Source organism: Sporofaciens sp. JLR.KK001 (assembly GCF_036941055.1).
Lineage (GTDB): Bacteria > Bacillota > Clostridia > Lachnospirales > Lachnospiraceae > Sporofaciens.
This window is the reverse complement of sequence record NZ_JAYMNO010000002.1, coordinates 701,009-720,650: the sequence shown is the minus strand read 5'-3', so window position 1 is coordinate 720,650 and position 19,642 is coordinate 701,009. Positions and strand designations below refer to the sequence as shown.

General features: G+C 43.8%; 16 protein-coding genes and 2 pseudogenes. 12 read left to right on the top strand and 6 right to left on the bottom strand.

Features of this window, described 5'->3' with window-relative positions:
• Nucleotides 1-84: 84 nt before the first annotated feature.
• The 4 genes from VSQ62_RS28630 to VSQ62_RS28615 all read right to left on the bottom strand — a co-directional run bounded on the left by VSQ62_RS28630 (nucleotide 85) and on the right by VSQ62_RS28615 (nucleotide 4,795).
• Nucleotides 85-1,200 (bottom strand): protein-glutamate methylesterase/protein-glutamine glutaminase, encoded by a 1,116-nt coding sequence (locus tag VSQ62_RS28630; RefSeq protein WP_334638293.1) that lies wholly within the window; start codon nucleotides 1,198-1,200, stop codon nucleotides 85-87.
• A 118-nt stretch (nucleotides 1,201-1,318) separates the two neighbouring features.
• Nucleotides 1,319-2,131, bottom strand: coding sequence for a CheR family methyltransferase (locus VSQ62_RS28625; RefSeq protein WP_334638292.1), 813 nt, complete (start codon nucleotides 2,129-2,131; stop codon nucleotides 1,319-1,321).
• A gap of 27 nt (nucleotides 2,132-2,158) precedes the next feature.
• Nucleotides 2,159-2,635 (bottom strand): chemotaxis protein CheW, encoded by a 477-nt coding sequence (locus tag VSQ62_RS28620; RefSeq protein ID WP_334638291.1) that lies wholly within the window; start codon nucleotides 2,633-2,635, stop codon nucleotides 2,159-2,161.
• A gap of 27 nt (nucleotides 2,636-2,662) precedes the next feature.
• Nucleotides 2,663-4,795, bottom strand: coding sequence for a chemotaxis protein CheW (locus VSQ62_RS28615; RefSeq protein ID WP_334638290.1), 2,133 nt, complete (start codon nucleotides 4,793-4,795; stop codon nucleotides 2,663-2,665).
• A gap of 117 nt (nucleotides 4,796-4,912) precedes the next feature.
• On the opposite strand from VSQ62_RS28615, the gene VSQ62_RS28610 reads away from it, so the two are divergent.
• The 9 genes and pseudogenes from VSQ62_RS28610 to VSQ62_RS28570 all read left to right on the top strand — a co-directional run bounded on the left by VSQ62_RS28610 (nucleotide 4,913) and on the right by VSQ62_RS28570 (nucleotide 13,983).
• Nucleotides 4,913-6,334 (top strand): hypothetical protein, encoded by a 1,422-nt coding sequence (locus tag VSQ62_RS28610; RefSeq protein ID WP_334638289.1) that lies wholly within the window; start codon nucleotides 4,913-4,915, stop codon nucleotides 6,332-6,334.
• A pseudogene (locus tag VSQ62_RS28605) lies at nucleotides 6,321-6,611 on the top strand (EscU/YscU/HrcU family type III secretion system export apparatus switch protein); the annotation flags it as partial. The gene VSQ62_RS28610 and the pseudogene VSQ62_RS28605, both read left to right, overlap by 14 nt.
• Nucleotides 6,612-7,014: 403 nt before the next feature.
• Nucleotides 7,015-8,361: a hypothetical protein gene (locus tag VSQ62_RS28600; RefSeq protein ID WP_334638288.1), complete on the top strand. Its 1,347-nt coding sequence runs from the start codon at nucleotides 7,015-7,017 to the stop codon at nucleotides 8,359-8,361.
• A gap of 38 nt (nucleotides 8,362-8,399) precedes the next feature.
• Nucleotides 8,400-9,704, top strand: a complete 1,305-nt coding sequence (locus VSQ62_RS28595; RefSeq protein ID WP_334638287.1) for an AAA-like domain-containing protein — start codon at nucleotides 8,400-8,402, stop codon at nucleotides 9,702-9,704.
• Nucleotides 9,643-9,771: pseudogene (locus tag VSQ62_RS28590) on the top strand (hypothetical protein); the annotation flags it as partial. The gene VSQ62_RS28595 and the pseudogene VSQ62_RS28590, both read left to right, overlap by 62 nt.
• Before the next feature lie 256 nt (nucleotides 9,772-10,027).
• The gene (locus tag VSQ62_RS28585; RefSeq protein ID WP_334638286.1) at nucleotides 10,028-10,336 is read left to right on the top strand and encodes a hypothetical protein; all 309 of its coding nucleotides are present in this window, start codon (nucleotides 10,028-10,030) and stop codon (nucleotides 10,334-10,336) included.
• Nucleotides 10,337-10,772: 436 nt separating this feature from the next.
• Nucleotides 10,773-11,513, top strand: a complete 741-nt coding sequence (locus tag VSQ62_RS28580; RefSeq protein ID WP_334638285.1) for a hypothetical protein — start codon at nucleotides 10,773-10,775, stop codon at nucleotides 11,511-11,513.
• 234 nt (nucleotides 11,514-11,747) lie between these two features.
• On the top strand, nucleotides 11,748-12,818 hold the full coding sequence (locus VSQ62_RS28575) for a hypothetical protein (RefSeq protein ID WP_334638284.1): 1,071 nt from the start codon (nucleotides 11,748-11,750) through the stop codon (nucleotides 12,816-12,818).
• 31 nt (nucleotides 12,819-12,849) lie between these two features.
• Nucleotides 12,850-13,983: a DegT/DnrJ/EryC1/StrS family aminotransferase gene (locus tag VSQ62_RS28570; RefSeq protein WP_334638283.1), complete on the top strand. Its 1,134-nt coding sequence runs from the start codon at nucleotides 12,850-12,852 to the stop codon at nucleotides 13,981-13,983.
• Between the two features lie 87 nt (nucleotides 13,984-14,070).
• On the opposite strand, the gene VSQ62_RS28565 is transcribed toward VSQ62_RS28570, so the two are convergent.
• Both VSQ62_RS28565 and VSQ62_RS28560 read right to left on the bottom strand, forming a co-directional pair.
• The gene (locus VSQ62_RS28565; RefSeq protein ID WP_334638282.1) at nucleotides 14,071-15,138 is read right to left on the bottom strand and encodes a hypothetical protein; all 1,068 of its coding nucleotides are present in this window, start codon (nucleotides 15,136-15,138) and stop codon (nucleotides 14,071-14,073) included.
• A gap of 21 nt (nucleotides 15,139-15,159) precedes the next feature.
• Nucleotides 15,160-15,705, bottom strand: a complete 546-nt coding sequence (locus VSQ62_RS28560) for a hypothetical protein (protein WP_334638281.1) — start codon at nucleotides 15,703-15,705, stop codon at nucleotides 15,160-15,162.
• A gap of 173 nt (nucleotides 15,706-15,878) precedes the next feature.
• On the opposite strand from VSQ62_RS28560, the gene cysD reads away from it, so the two are divergent.
• The 3 genes from cysD to VSQ62_RS28545 are packed head-to-tail and all read left to right on the top strand — an operon-like array spanning nucleotide 15,879 to nucleotide 19,638.
• Nucleotides 15,879-16,778: a sulfate adenylyltransferase subunit CysD gene (gene cysD / locus VSQ62_RS28555; RefSeq protein WP_334638280.1), complete on the top strand. Its 900-nt coding sequence runs from the start codon at nucleotides 15,879-15,881 to the stop codon at nucleotides 16,776-16,778.
• 2 nt (nucleotides 16,779-16,780) lie between these two features.
• A complete protein-coding gene (gene cysC, locus VSQ62_RS28550; RefSeq protein WP_334638279.1) occupies nucleotides 16,781-18,637 on the top strand; it encodes an adenylyl-sulfate kinase in 1,857 nt (618 codons plus the stop codon).
• Complete coding sequence (locus VSQ62_RS28545) at nucleotides 18,634-19,638, top strand: ABC transporter substrate-binding protein (RefSeq protein WP_334638278.1); 1,005 nt, start codon at nucleotides 18,634-18,636, stop codon at nucleotides 19,636-19,638. The genes cysC and VSQ62_RS28545 overlap by 4 nt, the downstream gene beginning before the upstream one ends.
• Nucleotides 19,639-19,642 lie beyond the last annotated feature (4 nt).

Genomic DNA, 19,642 nt, shown 5'->3' with positions numbered 1-19,642 from the left:
TACTCCTTTTTAACAATAATAGCCTCTTGTTATATTATGAATATCGGCACAACTTTCGGATTCATAACACTTTATAAAAGAAACTTATTTCTTAAGATGGTTCATAAGGACAGAGGAAATATTTTCACAGGAAGCCTGTGTGCATACGGCTCCGATATTGAACGCAACCATAGGCATTCCATATACAACGCAGGAGTCTTTGTCCTGTCCGATGGTAAAAGCACCGCTTTGGCGCATGGCCAGCAGACCGTCGGCGCCGTCGCGTCCCATACCGGTCATGATGATACCGACCTTATTGATGGCAACATTCTTCGCGATAGAATTAAACAATACATCGACAGAAGGACAGTGGCCGCTTACCTTAGGGCCTGGACGGCATTGCACCATATAGTTGCGTCCGGAACGAACGACCTCCATCTGCTTGGCGCCGGGAGCGATCAGGGCAAGTCCGGGCTTGATGATATCGCCGTGCTTGGCTTCGCGTACCTCCATGGCGCAGATCCGGTTCAGACGCTGAGCGTACATAGCCGTAAATCCTTCCGGCATATGCTGGGTGATGACCATGCCGGGGATATTAGCCGGGAGCCGTTTCAGCACTTCAAGGGTAGCTTCGGTTCCGCCGGTGGACGCACCCAGGCCGATGATGGTTGAATCAAGGACATTGCGCGGCAACGGAGGAAACGGCATCGGCTTGGCTGCAGCCTGTGAAGATGCCGTATGTACCGCGGGAGCAGCGCCCAAACGGCCGGACTGAGACGGCGCCTGTGGCTGGGGAGCCGCGGCAGGAGACGGAGCGCTGATGCGTACTTTCGCTTTGGCGGCGGTCTTGATCTTCAGCAGAAGAGATGCGAAGAAAGCATCCTTGGAATTCTGCATGGTCATGTCGGGCTTGCGCACGAAATCAACGGCGCCGGCTGACAGAGCGTCAAATACACTTAGGTTCAGGGACGATACCAGAACGACCGGCAGCGGATTCGTAGGAAGCAATTGCTTCAGGAATTCGATACCGTTAAGTCCGGGCATCTCCACATCCATAGTGAGGACATCCGGCTTCAGCTGAGGGATCTTAAGCTTGGCGTCGTATGCGTTGATTGCATAGCCGACGATCTCTATGCCGGCTTGTGTAGACAGATTCTGGATGATCGCTTGTCTGAACAGAGAAGAGTCGTCAACGACCAGTACTTTGATTGAATTATTCATACTTGATTCCTTTCTTACGCGGAAGATGCGTAACTGTTGTGATAGTATTGCGTTGTGACATCAACAAGGCAAAAGCCGCTTCTGAATCGTCAAAAGCAGCTTAGTATATATTAGTTATTTAAACTTTTCGATAAGTAGCAGGCTTCAGATACTTGTAAGGTGTCGTTGCCTTATTCAGACTCTCTGAGTGGCCGATCAGAAGATAGCCGCCGGGATTCGTCGCATCATAAAACCGCTTTACTAATGCCTCTTTTGTTGGCTGGTCGAAGTAAATCATTACATTTCTGCAGAAGATTACGTCAAATTTTAACCGGAACCGGATAGGATCCATCAAATTAAAAGTCCGGAAGATTACGTTGGACTTAATCTCAGGCGCCACAGTGTACGTACCGGGTTCTCCGGCGGGGCGGAAATACTTGGACTTCCAGCCCGAGGAAAGTTCCTTCAAGGAATCCTCATCATAGACCGCGTTCTTGGCGGCGATCAGCGCATTCTGCGAAATATCTGTCGCGAGGACACGGGTGTCCCATGCGGAAGCCTTGGCGCCGAAGAATTCCTTCAAGATCATAGAGATCGTGTAAGGCTCTTCGCCGGAAGAACAGGCGGCGCTCCAGATGCTGAGAACCTTATCCTTCTTGGTCTCTACAAGGTAGGGAAGGATCGTATCTTTGAACAGTTCAAAATGAGCGCCTTCACGCATAAAAAATGTATAATTGGTTGTAAGCTTATTCAGCATCAGTTCCAGGTCTTCCGGCTTCTTATTATTAATTAGATTGTCAATGTACTGTTCAAAAGAAGAAAAACCCATAGACAAGATTGTATTCGAAAGCCGGCCGATGATCAACTGACGTTTCTTCGACAGGTCAATTCCATAATTCTGGTGTACAAACGTTACTAAACGCTGGAAGTCCTTGTCATTGATTGTTAACATATTCTGCTGCTCCTTTGTATTTCTTGCTTAGTAGGTCTGGACAAGCTGTTCGCAATCCAGGAAAAGGATCACGGAGCGCTCGGAAGAGGAAATCATTCCGCTGATCAATTCCTGCTGATTCTCAACTGGAACAGGTGAGATCTTGCTCTGGTCAATGTCCATAACCTGCTGAACTGCATCTACGATAATGCCGATGTAGACAGAATTAATGTTCAAGACGATGATGCAGGTCGTGTTCGTGTATTCGATAGACGGTTTCCCCATGCGCAGACGGATGTCGATGATGGGGATGATCTGCCCGCGCAGATTGATGATGCCCTTGACATAATCCGGAACAAGAGGAACCATGGTGATCGCGTGATTGGTGATGATCTCGATCACGTAGTTCGTGCTGACTCCTATGTTAAGCCCGTCTGAGCTGAATGTTAAGAAACGTTCTGTAGAGACAGGCACGGCGGCCTCTACAACTTCGTTTACTGCTGTATTTACTGTATCTGCTGACATAATTATTCCTCCAGTTTTCTGTACACTTTAATATAGATTCTGAGTCGCCGCGTATAAGTTGCTGATATCCAGAATCAGGCTGATATTGCCGTCGCCAAGGATGGTACAGCCGCCGATTCCTGAATTCTTGATATTGAAATTACCAAGGAACGGAGAAAGCGGCTTTACAACTACCTGCTGTTCTCCAAGCAGTTCATCTACGAACAGACAGTAAGATTTGTCTGCGGTCTCAACCCAGATCAGGATACCGTCTTCGATATTGGTGATCTCAGTCTCAATATTATATAATTCATGTATCCTTACGATAGGATAGAATGTATCTAAGCATTTAATGATCTCATTGCCGTTAGCGTCGAGGATCACTTCTTCTCGCTGCGGCTTGAAGGACTGACGGATATTGGCGATCGGGATGGTGAACATGGATTTGCCGACCGAGATCTCCATACCGTCGGTGATCGCCATGGTAAGCGGGATCTTAAGGGTCGTACAGCTTCCCTTGCCGAGTTCGCTTGTTATGGAAATGGTTCCGCCTACCGCTTCTACGTTCTTCTTCACAACGTCCATACCAACGCCTCGTCCGGAGAACTCGGTAACCTCTTCGTTGGTGGAGAAGCCCGGAAGCATAAGAAGAGAGAGAATCTCCTTCTTGGAATAATCGCTTGCCGGCTTGGTCAGGATACCGTTGCGCTCTGCCTTGGAAAGAATCTTATCCGGATCCATCCCCTGTCCGTCGTCGCTGATGGAAATGATAACCTCGCTTCCGGTATGTGCCGCAGACAGAATGATCTCAGCCTGAGGATCCTTGCCTGCTGCGATACGCTCTTCGGCTGTAGTCTCAACACCGTGGTCCATAGAGTTGCGGACGATATGCATGATCGGATCTCCGATGCTGTCAACGACCGTCTTATCTACTTCAGTGTTCTCGCCGACCAGTGTAAGGCGTACATCCTTGTTGAGCTTCTTCTTCATATCACGGACGATACGGTTCATCTTCTGGAATGTTCCGGACAATGGAACCATTCGCAGAGACATTGCAATATCCTGAAGATCGTCGGTCAGCTTCCTTAACTGACGGGCCGACTTCATGAAGTTATCAAGCTTAAGGTTCTGGAGGTCAGGAGATGAGGTCACCATGGATTCAGTGATAACGATCTCGCCGACGATGGCAACTAAGCTGTCTAACTTGGACAGATTCACGCTGATAAGACTCTGCTTCACCGGTGCATTGTTATGCGCAGAAGAAGTTGCCGGAGGAGTCTTGGAAGCCGGAGCGGAAGCAGCCGCAGCCACTGTATTGGCAGGAGCGCTTGCGGTGTTCTCGGCCGGGGCATCCTGCGGGCTTGCCGCAGCCGGGGTATCCTCTGCGGGCTTCGTCGCGGCATTCTCAATCACCTCGTAGGTCTGGATACTGTTCTGCAGCTTCACAACCTGGAGAGCCTTCTCAACGTCATCGGAAGAGGAAACGGCAACGTAGAAACCATTATCAACGATGGACTCGCTGGTGCTTGAGTTCGTCTCAACATCTTCCGGGTAATGTTCAAACTGGAGATCGATCTCTCTTAACGCAGTGATCAGCATGAAAGCGCGAAGGTTCTCCATACCGGAACCTTCTTCGAAATGAACCCGTATAAAATATGGCATGCTGCTGATCGGGCAGCCAGCAAGCTCCTGATTGATGAGAGCAATTGCCTTCTCATCAGCAACCGGCATATCTGAAGCAGCTTCTCCCGCAGAAGAAGCGTCTGAAGACTTCTCTTCGGTAGAACTGATTTTTTCCAAAAAACTATTAATATTATTGATGATTGGGTCGATATTAGTGCTAAGGGGCTCATCGTTTTCGATTTTTTCGACTTCTACACGAAGGGCATCCGTTGACTGGAACATCAGATTGAACAAATCGGTTTTGTGGGACTCATCCAAAGAGTCCATTCCGTTTTCGCGGATATAGAAGAACAAGTCCTCTATGTGATGAGCGATTTCCATCAGTGTAGAGAATTCCATCATGGCCGATGAACCTTTGACCGTATGCATAATGCGGAAGATCTCATTGACGTCATTCGTTGTGAAATCGGCATTCTTTTCTGCTTCTATTAAAAGTTCGTCAAGCTGTTCCATAAGAGTGTTTGTTTCATAAAGATACATTTCAAGCATGTTATCCATAATCTTAGTACCGCCTTATCTTAATAATGATGTTAATTGATATTTAAATGTATTTATTTAGATATATCGTCAGGATAGCGGGAAAGGATAAGAGTAAATTATAGAGTAGGTGAAAAAATGTCAAATATTTTAAAAGTAACGACCCCAACCGTCGGATATGATAATAATTCAGTAAATAATAAACCGACCCCATCCCAGCAGGCAGAAGACTTAAGTATCAAGAATCCGGTGGAAGCGAACAGAGTAGGAAGGGCAGACGGAAGAGCGGAGGCCGGCGGGAACGACGGAGGCCGGGGAATTGCGTACGACTCCAACTTCGGAAGCTTCATACAGTCCTTAAGAGATCTGCCGAGACTCAGCGAGGCTATGAGTAAGATGATCTTCGGAGGTATGGCGAATCTCGTAGAGTCAGGAATCACGAAGGGGACGGCGGAAGATATCCAGGCATTTTTTCAGATGCTTAATATGTCGCCGGAGAAGCTGAGCGAATTCCTGAAGTCTCAGATGGCGGGGGCGAACCGCCTCCAAGGACCGTTGTTTGATGTGCTTCGTCAGATTATGGATGAGGCAACGACAGTAGAATTGAAAGCGGGAGTGTTAGATCTCCTTAAGAAATATAATGATATGTCGTCAGGGAAACACCTCATGGAGAATATCAAGGGAACGCTGGAAGATATTGAGGCGCGGATGTTCAAGGGGGACAGAGAAGGCCTGATGAAGCTTGCCATGAAGCTTAAGCCGCATACGATGGACAGCAATGCCGCGAATGTGAGGCTTCTGAAGGAGCAGATCATCCCTTATATGGGCAAATATGTGGCGGATAACCGGGAGATGGGCAAGCTTCGAGACCTGGTCACGCTGGTTGCATTTAACACATCCAGATATGAAAGCGGAAGCCTTGATAATGTTGTACAGGCGTTTCAGCGGTTGATGGACTTCCCTACGTTCCAGAAGCATTTCAAAGGAATGTCGGTGAATGATTTCAGGGATATGCTTAGGGGTGTTGATTATGACCGGGCGGCAGGAAAGAATGAATTGACGGATAAGCTTCTGAATATCATGCAGGCGGGAGTGAAAGGCGAAGCCGGAATTGAGAATAAGGAAGCATTTGTAAATATTATGCGCAGTATCCTTGTGAATGAGAGCGTCTATATGCCGGTGATGCATGTTATGCTTCCGGTGATCTTAGACGGCGTTCCCATGTTCTCGGAGATGTGGGTAGATCCGGACGAAGAATCGGGCAATCAGGGGTCTAAGGAACGTGGAATCAAACTGCTGATCAAATTTGATATGAAAGATGTTGGCTTTTTTGATATGATGTTGTATTATGAGAAGGGTAAGATCGATATGCTGATTCATTATCCGGAGGAACTGTCTGGTCATGAGAGCGATATCCGTGAGAATATCCGTAAGATCATGAGCAAGAATGAGCTGGAGCTGGAATATCTCGGCGTTGAACAGAATAAGCCGCCGATCCAGGTATCCGCTGCGTTCCCGAAGATATTCGAAAGGAGAAATTCTATCAATGTCACAATATGATGATGTGATGAATAAAAAAGCAGTCGCACTGCGGTATGATGAGAATAAAGACGTGGCGCCGGTGATCGTTGCATCCGGCCTTGGCTATATGGCGGAGAGGATCGTGGAGATGGCCAATGAGAACGGAGTGCCGGTATATGAGGATAATTCGCTGGCGACGGTGCTGACACAGTTGGATCTGGGAACTGCGATCCCGGAGGAGTTATATCAGGCGATCGTGGATATCTATGCATATTTTCTGAGATATAATCCGGAGAAGATCCGGGAGAAGAAGGAAGCGGAAGAGGCTGCTGCAAGAGCGGCCGCGGAAGAGGAAGCGGCTCGGAAAGCAGAGGAGGAAGAAGCTGCGGAGGCTGAGGCGGAAGAAGCGGCGAAGGCTGCGGGCGGGCAGAAGGCCAGAAGCGCGAGAGGAACTCAGGCGAGGACTGCCGCGGGAACGGCAAGGCAGGCGAAGCCGGCTAAGAGTGTGAAGGAGCGGCCGGTGAAGGCAGGAGCGGCGAAGCAGGAGACGGCCGGGAAGAGGAAGTAGAAGATCAACTGAATTGCTGTACTTTGAGCAGTTGGATATAGGGTTACAGTTTGCTCGTTGAGTGATCTGTAGCCATTTTTTTCTGATAACCATGCGTTTTATTACACTTATTGTTATGAATGAAATGGGCGCACGGGAAGGGGGAATGTATATGACAAAAAAACAGAAGAAACAGGCGGAGGATTTTATCGGGCTTCTTGAGCGGGCGCATGACGGGATTAAGAAGACGATCGATACGAGGAATACGGAAGCGGCGCTGGATCTGCTGGCGCAGTGCCAGGAGTGTGCCATTAAGCTTGGAGAGATCATCGAAGCTGTGGAAGGCGAAGATTTTGTTACGATCCCGATGATTGAAGACTACTGTGAGCTGGCGTATCAGTTCTATGAGAAACTCAGCCAAAATATACCGGTTAATTCGAATCAGGTGAGCAAGGCCCTCCGCAAATCTCTGATCCGGATGGGTAACAGTGTGAAATATGATATCCCGGAACGAAAAGAAGTAGTATTCCTTCCATATAAAGCGTCTATGTGGGATTCTCTGGAAAGCGTGTGGAAGGCAGCGGATGAGGATCCGGACTGCGATGCCTATGTGATACCGATCCCGTATTTTGACAAGAATCCGGACGGCAGTTTTAAGGAGATGCACTACGAGGGCGACCAGTATCCGGCTTATGTTCCGGTTACGCATTATGATGATTATGATATTACCGTGCGGGAGCCGGATATGATATTTATCCATAATCCTTATGATGAATATAATTATGTGACGAGTGTGGCGCCGAAGTTCTATTCCAAGAATCTGAAGCAGTATACGGAGAAGCTTGTCTACATTCCTTACTTCGTGCTGGGAGAGATCGATCCGGAGAATGCGGAGGCCCGGAAGGGAATCGCGCATTTCTGCGTGGAACCGGGTGTGCTTAATGCGGATGTGGTGGTCGTTCAGTCGGAAGATATGCGGAAGGCGTATATCGAGATATTGTCGGAGGCGGTGGGCGAAGAGACAAGGCCGCAGTGGGAGAAGAAGATCCTGGGGCTTGGCTCGCCGAAGATGGACAAGGTACTGGAGACGACGGAGGATGATTTCGAGATTCCGGGAGAGTGGATGCGTGTCCTTGCGAAGCCGGATGGGAGCAGGAAGAAGGTCATCTTATATAATACAAGTGTGACTGCGTTGCTGCAGCATGAGGATAAGATGCTGGTGAAAATGAGGTCCGTGTTCGAGACGTTCAAGGAGAGCGTGGATGATGTGGCGCTGCTGTGGCGGCCGCATCCGCTTATTAAGGCGACGATTGAGTCCATGCGGCCGGAACTATGGGCGGATTATGAGAAGTTGGTGGAAGAGTACCGGGCAGAGGGATGGGGGATCTATGATGATTCCGCTGAGCTTGACCGGGCGATCGCGTTGAGCGATGCTTATTATGGGGATCACAGCAGTCTGGTGCAGTTGTGCCAGCAGGCGGGGATGCCGGTGATGATACAGGATGTGGAGATTGTGTAAGGTGTGTGGAGTAATTCAGAGAGGAGTGCATGGATCGCATGACGAAGATTTTTAATGTAAATGGCGTCTGCAGATGTGACAGGCATTATATGGTACATCTTGGATCCAGGCTTCAACAGATCAGACAGATGGTAGAGGATGGAGAGTATTTTGTTATCAGTAAGGCGAGACAGTATGGCAAAACAACTCTGCTGCATGCACTTGCAGATTATTTGGAAGAAGAATATCTGGTGATAAGCTTAGATTTTCAGAATATAGAATCAGAAGAATATATAAATGGAAGTACATTTGTTCGCGCGCTGACACGGGAAATAAGCAGGAGAATTCGGCGGATGACTGAGGTTGCGGATGATGTAAAAGAACGGTTGTATGATTTATCAGACAGCAGTGAGCGAAATGTTCGAATGGCAGAGATGTTCGCTTGCTTCAGCGAGTGGTGTGAAGAGTCCGCAAAACCAGTCGTGTTAGTGATAGATGAGATTGATACAGCCTCAAACAATCAGGTATTTCTTGATTTCCTTGCACAGTTGAGAGCCGCTTATCTTGATCGTGACAGAACCGCTGCATTTCAGTCAGTCATTCTTGCCGGAGTCTATGATATTCGTAATATTCGCAAAAAGATTCGGCAAGAAAAGGAACATAAGCAAAATAGTCCGTGGAACATTGCGGCTGATTTTGATGTGGATATGAGTTTTTCATCTGCAGATATAGCCGGAATGTTGAAAGCGTATGAAGCTGATCATGGCATGAAGATAGATATATGGGAGATAGCGGATACAATCTATGACTATACTTCCGGTTATCCGTTTCTGGTTTCGCGTTTATGTAAATTAATGGATGAGAAGCTTGCCGGAACAACGGAATTTAAGGATAAGAAGAGTGCCTGGACAACAGAAGGAGTGTTGGAAGCTGTGAAAATGCTGGTTAGTGAGAAGAATACATTGTTCGAATCGTTGATTGGCAAGCTAAATGCTTATCAAGATCTTAAGGAGATGATATACCTTCTTTTGTTTCAAGGGCAGGTTATCTTGTACAATGCGGATGATGCAGCGACGGATATACTTCTGATGTTCGGGTTTGTAAAAGTGAAGAATGGGACTTTACAGATTGCAAACAGGATATTTGAGACCCGTCTGTATAATTATTTCCTCACATTGCCGGAAGCATTGAATAGAGACATGTGTAAGCTGGCGGTTCTGGATAAGAATCTCTTTGTTCAGGATGGCCAATTGGATGTAGAACGTATCCTTGAGAAATTTGTTGTGCATTTTGATGATATTTATCAGGAATCAGGAACGGACAGACCTTATCATCGATTATCGCGGTGTACAATATATAATTGAGATGAAGGTTTGGAGGGGAAATGCTTATCATGAACGTGGGGAAGAGCAGCTTATAAGCTATCTTGATCATTATCATCTGAAGAAAGGATATATGCTTAGTTTTAATTTTAATGAGAAGAAGGAGATTGGTGTGAAAGAGTATCGGTTCGGGGACAGGGTGTTGGTGGAGGCGGTTGTGTAGAAGTGGAGATTCTGGCAGAAAGATATGTGAGGAATATTTCTGGTGGTGATGGAGTATTGGGAGAGTGCGTTTTATCTCTTCACAAGTATGCTATCTTTTGATACAATGAGATTATTAAAAATGATAGGAAAGGAGATAGGTCATGTTAGGTCAAGATGATATAAAATTATTGAAAGGTATGATGGAATCTGTAATTGATGAAAGAATGCCAAAAGTGATAGAATCTGTAATTGATGAAAGATTATCAAAGACAGAAAATTTTATGTTGGATGAAATCGGACGGACACAAGTATATTTGGAAAATAAGATAAATAAGGTTCAGAAGAATCTTGAAGAACTGAACCAATATTATAGGATTACTAAGCTTGAAAATGACAATACAGCATTATTATTAAAAATGATAGATGAGTTGTCAAAGAGGGTTGAAGAATTGGAGAAGAAAACGGCATAGGAGATGGAAACGGTTAAGAGGTGTGTTTCTATGTGGGGCAGAAGTTTATGGAGGAAGATGGACGGCGGTATTTTATGCTATACTTGAAGCCGATTATCAATGGCGTTGTGGATTACTATATAGAAGCGCAATGATTATCATGAACGGAAGAACAGCTCAATAAGAATAAAGCGGTTGGTGTGAAAGAGATCAGGTTCGATGACATTGATTGAGGTGGTTGTGTAGAGGGGATGATTTGAATTGGCATATGAGTTAGTAGCACAGATAGTACACTGGTTGCCATGAACAGAATATAACGTATAGATATCAGATGCAATGTGCTTATGCTTCTATTAGAACGAATATTCATAGAGTATGAGCAGTAATTTAAGTTTATATATTATATTATATAAAATGTATCAAAGATTTTTGTAAGCAGATGAAGAGGAGGCGGGTTATGAGACGTAATGTTAAAAGATTTGTGCTACTGTTCTTAAGTATAACTATGATTATGAGTTCGTCTGTATCAGTTAGGGCAGAGAGCCTTGGACAGGGGAGTGAGACTGGCATTGGCGAGGTAGAGGGCAGTGTGAAGACGGATATTTATCAGGTTATCCTTCCTACGGAGACAGATGGAATATTTGATTTCATATTGGATCCGCAGGGCTTGATTAATAAGACGGGAGGCGTAGCATATGGCGGGAAGAAGTTCGAGACAGGTTCAACAGTGTTTTTCGAGCGTAAGGATGGCGAGACAGAAGAGGACTATAACAGTAAAAGCGATTTTGTTACGATTACGAATAAAAGTTCAATAGCTGTGGACGTCTCTTTACATGTGAGCATTTCGCCATCTTCTATTGAAGGAATTATGATGACTAATGATAAGGAATTCAACGGGGATACGGATGAGAGTCTCTATTTGGCTGTGACGGATGGTGAAAATGAAGTTCCGATTGGTCAGGAGGGCGTAGCGATAGATGTAACACTAGACGCAGCGCCGGAAGGAGCTTACGAGTATACATATGATGGTGAGAAGAATGAGTATGTCTATAAGTTAAGAAATGATGTAGGAGGAATTGAGTTTAGTCAATATTCGTTCCAGCTTACAGGAGCGGCGAATGGAAAAGGGGATTGGTCTGAGTTGCTTGAGGCAAAGCCGGAAGTAACGGTTACTTGGGAGATTATGACGGGGATATAAGATAATATGGTTAGTCAAATGTAATCAAAGAAATAATGGTTGATTGTAAGATAGTATAAAGTAAAGCATAGGATGATTAGCCCGTCAAAAGGGTATTTTTCAAAAGAATGGTACGATATATAGTAATTTGGACAGAGGTACATATTCTATATATTGTGGTCATTTTCCTTGATTACCCCTTTTGACGCTTTAATCATAGGATTAAAGAAAAGTAATAATTAGAGAGGAACAGGTATGGGAAAGATATTTTTACATATTGGTACATTTAAAACGGGCAGCACGGCATTGCAATTTGATATGCATTTGAATAGAAGATGTTTGTTGGAAAATGGGTTTTATTACGGGGATTATTTTGACAATTATTATCTGCATTCCAATCTTTGTTATGGACTTCTAAGGGAAGCTTTGGTTGAAGAAGGAATGTATGAAAAGTATAAGAGCCATCCTAGATTTCTTCATGTTGCTGAAAATCCAGATGATATAATTGCAAATATTTCTAAACATTCTCTTGAAAATATGAATATTATTATTTCTAGTGAAGCATTTTTTGCCGATGCTTTTCGGACGTTAGTAGGATTACATACAATACTATCAGTTCAGGAGAAGAGAAAGATTAATACATATATGAGAAAGCGGTTAAAAGAGTTGTTGTTTTCACTTTGCGATCAGGTAGTGATTGTGTGTTATTTGCGAAGACAGGATTTGTTTATAGAAGCACAGTATAATCAATATTGTAAGAATATTTGGTATAGTGACAGAGATGAAAGCTTGCCAGAATTTGAAGAATTTGTCATGTGCAATCCAATTGATTTAAATTATTTTACAGTATTAGAAGAATGGAGAGAAATTTTTGATACAGCAGAGTTTATAGTTAAGCCTTATGAAAAAAATGCTTTTTGTAAAGATCTGATTTCTGATTTTTATACAGATATTTTGGGAATCAATACAGAAGAAGTTAATTATTTCAAGAAAATAGATCGAAAACAAGGAAATCATCGTTTGGATAGAGATATACTGGAATATAAAAAATATATGGATATTAGAAATGGAAAAATTAATCAATTATTAATCCAATATTGTGAAAATTTGGAAAAAGTAAAAGATTATGCGTATTTTAATAAATCTGAGAGGATAGAGTTTATGGAAAGATATTATAAACAAAACGCAATGGTAGCAAAAAAATTTTTGCATAAAGGAAATGGGCAGCTGTTCGAGAATATGGATTATGAGATTCCTGTGTATGAAGGACTGGAAATGAAAAAAGTGCGTAGGATTACGCAATGGCTCCTTAATGAACTTGTTTAGGAAAAAGAATTTTGGAAGGTCAGGGCAGTAAATGGAAAATAAAAAGATTATGGTGACAAGAAGTTCGATGCCTGATTTTGAAGAATATGTAGAGATGATTAAATCGTTATGGGAAACGCATTGGCTGACTAATATGGGAAATTATCACAAGCAGTTGGAGGCAAAATTAACGGAATATTTAGGTGTGCCGTATCTATCGCTTATGGTAAACGGACATATGGCATTGGAATTAGCAATTCAGGCAATGGGTTTTCCTGAAGGAGGAGAAGTCATTACTACACCTTTTACGTTTATATCAACGACCCATGCGATTATTCGTAATAAATTGGTTCCTGTTTTTTGTGATATAAAAGTATCAGATTATACGATAGATGAAGAATGTATAGAAGGTTTGATTACAGAAAAGACGGTTGCTATATTGCCGGTTCATGTATATGGTCATATATGTAGTGTGAAAAAGATACAGCAAATAGCTGACAAATATAATATCAAGGTAATTTACGATGCAGCGCATGCTTTTGGAGAATCAGTAGATGGAGTTGGGGTAGGAAACTATGGAGATGCATCAATTTTTAGTTTTCATGCAACGAAAATATATAATACGATTGAAGGTGGTGCAGTTGCTTTTCGGGAAGAATCTCTATATAAAAAACTATATAATTTGAAAAATTTTGGTATACGTTCTGAGGTGCTAGTGTCAGATATTGGTGCGAACGCGAAAATGAATGAATTTAGCGCGGCGATGGGATTGTGCAATCTGAGGTATGTGGAGCAAAATGTCATTGCAAGAAAGGCGCTGGTGGAGTATTATATTCAAAAGCTATCTGGGCTGCCTGGTATTCGGCTTTGCCTTTATAATGATGAAGAAATTACATATTCTTATGGGTATTTTCCTGTTTTGTTTCAGGCAGATATATTTGATCAAAGTGTTCGGGATAAAGTGTATGAGAGATTAAGGGAACATAATATCTATTCACGCAGATATTTTTATCCAATTACAGCAGATGCAGCCTGCTTTAAAAATAAGTATAAAGAAATTCCGTTAGAAAATGCAAGAAATGTTAGCGACCGCATACTGGTTCTGCCGTTGTATCCGGAGTTGGAATATGAGACGGTAGATAAGATTGTTTGCTTGATACAAAAAAGTCTTGAAGAAATAAAATGATAGAAAATATTTTTTGTTTATAATTACAAATATTACCCCACAACCAACAGGTTGCGGGGTATTTCGTTTAGGATAGATAAAATATTTCTATGCTGCAACATTAACAGAGAATTTTATTTTACTGCCATCAGCAAAGGTTACGAAGAAATAACGTACTTTTCCAACGCCACCGGAACCAACAAATGTATTTTTTGTACCATCAATTGTTAAAGTGTTACTAGCTACTGAATAAGCGTCATCAGGGAGATTGCCAGAAACTGTAGTACCGTCAGTGGAAACACCAATAGAGGTGATTCCCTGAGAAATATTTTCTAAAGTATAAGTATTAGTTTTACTACTTACGCTGTAAGCTGTTCCAGTAATTGCTGGCGCAGTTGCGTCAGTAATTGTCCAAGCGATTTTGGCAGTCACATTTTTATTTTTAATATTACCCCAACCGGCAACATCATTGCAGGCACCGGTTAATTTGTATGTCACTGTTTGATCGGCACCAGCAGTATAGCTATCATCTAGAGCATAGGAATATTTATAACCATTTGGAGATACTCCTTCCTCTCCTGGATTACCCTGCTCTGCTTTTACATAATAACCATCCGCGCTATCTGTTTTGGCAGGAACAGCATCCACTGTATCTGCTGCACTTTTAAAAGCTGCAGAATCAATATCGACAGCATCTTCGCTATCTTTTTTCAGTCCTAGATTAAGTGAAGGCGTGGTTGCAGACGCTACATCGGCAGCTTTTGCTAATGTGATATCGCCGGTATTAAGTGTTACAGCTAAGCCGACTTTTATATCGTAGGAACTCTTGTTGACAAAAACTATACCATCGCTGGTATTGGAATAGGCAGTAGGATCACCGGCATCTGCAGGAGCGTTTGCAAAATATACGGCGGGCCCTTCGGTTGGATAGGTTGAGGCATCAGCACCGTGCAATAATCCTTGCGGATCCATTGTAAAATTGACATCAGAAATTGTTGGAAGGACAACGCGAAAAACATTCTTGTCTACATATCCTTCAAAATCACCACTACCACTCACTTCGCCGCCAGCTTGTGAGATGTCTACGACATCATCAGCCAATACTGTTGCTGGTGTCAATAACATTGTTGCAGCCATTGAAGCTGCCAGAATTTTAGAAACTTTTGCATTTCTCATATTTCTTTCCTCCATTTTAAATTATTTTTCGATAGTAATCGTCATGTACATGGATACAGAACTTAAATCATTAAATTCTTCATCCACCAAATGGTAAGTAATGATAGCATCATGAATCCCCTGTGATGGTGCAGTATCTAACTTGATGTCGGCTAAATGACTTCCAACTTCCAGATATGGAGATTTGAAAATATCCGTTTCCGGATCATCTGCCAGGGCTATGGTGAAATAGACAGTATTCTGATTAGTCACAGCATTTTCTACATAAGCATTCGTAGAAGCTGAATTACTATCCGGAAATACCCAGTCCGTATTCATAGACACCTCGTAAGAACCGACAGGCGTCTTTGACTCTTCTTCCATTTGGCTAATGACTTCATCAACGTTATCCGGAGTCACAACATTATTGTACGGTTTGGCTTCCGGGCGCGGAAGAAGGTAAAGAATAATACCAATTAGAATGCCGATAATAATCACTGCGATAATGATTACTGCAATCAAAGGTTTCTTGTTCTTATTTATCTTCGCCTGCTCGATGATGTTTTCATTAGCTGCATCCTTGGACATAATAATATACCACCTTTCTGAAATCTACATTAGTCCTATCGACATCCAGTTAAGAAAACATAAGGATTTTGGAAATAATAGTTTATATATTATATTATATTGTGAATCTGCTAATGATATGCTATAATTCTGTCGATAGTGAAAGCTAGAAATGTTAAGGGAGGTAGGCAGCTTTGTCAGATATTTTACATTTGGATGCCCTGGAGGCAGAGGCAATCTATATCATGCGGGAGGTGGCGGCAGAGTGTGAGAAGCCGGTTATGCTGTATTCTATTGGAAAAGACAGTTCAGTTATGCTGCATCTTGCATTGAAGGCATTTTATCCGGAAAAGCCGCCTTTTCCATTCTTACATATAGATACAACCTGGAAATTTCACGAGATGATAGAGTTCCGAGACCGTATCGCCAGAGAAAAAGGGATAGAGATGTTGGTATATACGAATGAAGAGGGGGTTAAGGAAGGAATCAATCCCTTTGATCATGGGTCGGCGTATACAGATATTATGAAGACGCAGGCGTTGAAGCAGGCATTGTCTAAATATGGTTTTACGGCAGCGTTCGGGGGCGGACGGCGAGATGAAGAGAAGTCAAGGGCAAAGGAAAGGATCTTCTCTTTTCGTAACGCAGCTCAGGCGTGGGAGCCGAAGAACCAGAGACCGGAGATGTGGAATCAATTCAATACACAGATACATAAGGGAGAAAGTATCAGAGTATTTCCTTTGTCAAACTGGACGGAGAAGGATATCTGGCAGTATATTGCCAGAGAGAAGATTGAGATTGTACCGCTCTATTTTGCGAAGGTCAGACCGATAGTATACCGGGACGGTAATATCATTATGGTAGATGACGAACGGATGCGCCTGTTGCCGGAGGAGGAAGTCGTACAGCGGTGTGTGCGGTTTCGGACGCTGGGGTGTTATCCCCTGACCGGCGGTGTGGAATCGCAGGCAGATACGTTAAATGCCATTGTGGATGAGACGTTAGGAGCAGTAACTTCCGAACGAACAAGCCGTGTCATAGACCACGAGGCGGCAGGAAGCATGGAGAGGCGAAAAAAGGAGGGGTACTTCTAAAAATGAAGAATGGATTGCTGAAATTTATTACTTGTGGAAGTGTAGATGACGGGAAGTCTACCCTTATCGGGCATATGTTGTATGATGCCAAGCTGATTTTTGCAGATCAGGAGCGAGCGTTAGAGTTGGACAGCAAAGTTGGAAGCAGGGAGGGAAAGATAGACTATTCCTTGCTTTTGGATGGGTTGATGGCGGAGCGCGAGCAGGGAATTACGATAGATGTCGCGTACCGTTACTTTACGACGGAGAGACGAAGTTTTATCGTGGCGGATACGCCGGGACATGAGGAATATACCCGTAATATGGCAGTCGGCGCTTCTTTTGCGGAGCTTGCTGTAATTTTGGTGGATGCCGCGCAGGGGATCCTGGTACAGACGAGGCGTCATGCAAGGATATGCAGTCTTATGGGAATAAGACATTTTTGCTTTGCGGTTAACAAGATGGATCTTGTTCATTATCAAGAATATGCATATAAGAAGATTGAAAAAGAGATAAGAAAGCTTGCCATTGATCTGGATCTTATGAGTGTAACCGTCATACCAGTATCTGCGACAGAAGGGGACAATGTTACGAAAAAGTCGATCCCTATGTCATGGTATCACGGAAAGACGCTTCTTGAATATTTGGAAGAAGTGAATATTGATATCGGGACGGAAGAAGAAGGATTCGTTATGCCGGTTCAGCGGGTATGCCGGCCGAATCATATGTTTCGGGGATATCAGGGACAAGTTGCAGCAGGATGCATTTCTGAAGGAGATTCGCTTACTGTATTGCCGAGCGGCGAAAGTGCAGAGGTACAGTCCATTCTATTGACAGACAGAGAAGTAAAGACTGTGAAGAAAGGGGATCCCGTAACGATCCAGCTGAATAAAGAGATTGATGTATCCAGAGGCTGTGTATTTGTCCGGGGGACACAGATAAAGGTCAGCAATATGTTCTCTGCATCATTATTGTGGATGGATGATTCAGAGCTGGTACAGGGGAAGAATTTCCTGATTAAAATAGGAACGAAATTGCTTCCGGCAACCGTCATGAAGGTAAAATACAAGGTAGATATCCATACGGGGGAACATCTGAGGGCTTCGAAGTTATATAAGAATGAGATTGCAGTGTGTGATATCGTAACGGCAGAAGAAATTGTGTACGATACATTTACGAAACATAAAGATATCGGCTGCTTTGTGTTGATAGACAGGGTGACGAACATGACGTCCGCCTGTGGCGTGATCAGACATTCTCTTCGCAGATCTGAGAATATTGTATGGCAGAAGTTGGACATTACCCGGGAAATCAGGGCGGTGAAGATGGGGCAAAGACCGGTCACGCTTTGGTTTACCGGATTGTCAGGCGCAGGCAAGTCCGCGTTGGCGAATGAGATAGAGAAGGCGTTGAGTATATCCGGGAGATATACGATGCTGTTGGACGGCGATAATGTCCGTATGGGGCTTAACAGCAATCTGGGATTTGAAGAACAGGATCGGATTGAGAATATCCGGAGAATTGCGGAAGTGGCAAAGCTTATGAATGACGCAGGATTAATCGTGCTGACTTCTTTTATCTCTCCATTCAAGAATGATCGTGAAAGGGCGCGTGCAATCGTCGGAGAAGAGAATTTTATAGAAATATATGTCAGCACTCCGCTTGAAGAGTGTGAAAAGAGGGATGTAAAAGGGCTTTATAAAAAAGCGAGGAATGGAGAGATTCCTAATTTTACAGGTATTTCAAGTCCTTATGAGGAGCCGGAGCGCGCAGAAATCAGGATAGATACGACAGAAGTATCGTTGGAAGAGGCTGTGAAATATGTTTTGGGGGAAATAGAAAACTATATCAATAAAAATAACAAGAGGTGTGATCTGTGAGATTTTGCAAGAGAGAGATAGAAAAGTATAGATATTTTGCAAAAATGGCTTTTGCAGGCGCCGTTTGTCTTTTGATGTGTGCGGGTTGTGGAGAGAAGCAGACACAGGATAAAGCGGTGAATATAGCGTATTTCCCCAATATCACGCATAGCCAGGCGCTTATGATTAAGAATGAAGGGACATTAGAGAAAGCGTTGGGGGATGATGTTAAGGTCAATTGGACCTCTTTTAACGCCGGACCCGACGAAGTAACCGCGTTATTTTCCGGGGATATTGATATCGGCTATATCGGTCCGATCCCAGCAATCAGCGCGAATGTAAAGTCAAAAGGTGACGTTGTGGTTGTATCCGGATGCTCAGACGGCGGGATGATGCTTCTTGCTTCACCGGACAGCGGGATAGAAAATGTCTCTGATCTTGCAGGGAAAAATGTTGCAGTTCCGCAGATCGGTAATACGCAGCATTTGGTTTTCTTAGACTTATTGGCTGAGAATGATCTGGCGACGACGGAGGCAGGCGGTAATGTTACGGTGACGGCGACGGCGAATGCCTATATCCTCCAGTTGATGCAGAATGGTGAGATCGACGCGGCGTGCGTTCCGGAACCCTGGGCGGAGACGTTGATCAACGAATGCGGCGCGAAAGTGATATGTGATGAAAATGAAGTCTGGAGCAAAGGATCTTATCCGGTTGCCGTTGTAGTGGCGCGGAAAGAGTTTATGGAAGAGAATCCAGACATTGTAAATAAGTTTCTTAAGGTTCATGAAGAGACAACGGATTATCTGAATGGAAATGCGAAAGAAGCAATGACAGCTATTAATGAAGAGATTGAGCTTGCGACGGATAAGTCCATCGCGGTAGATATACTGGAGGCATCTTTAGAACACATTACATTCAATTCTGATATAAATGCCGATACGGTGAATGCATTTTCAGAGATATGTGTACGTGAAGGATTTACGGCAGAAAGTCCATATGAGGGATTCTTGAAGTTGCAATAGCGCA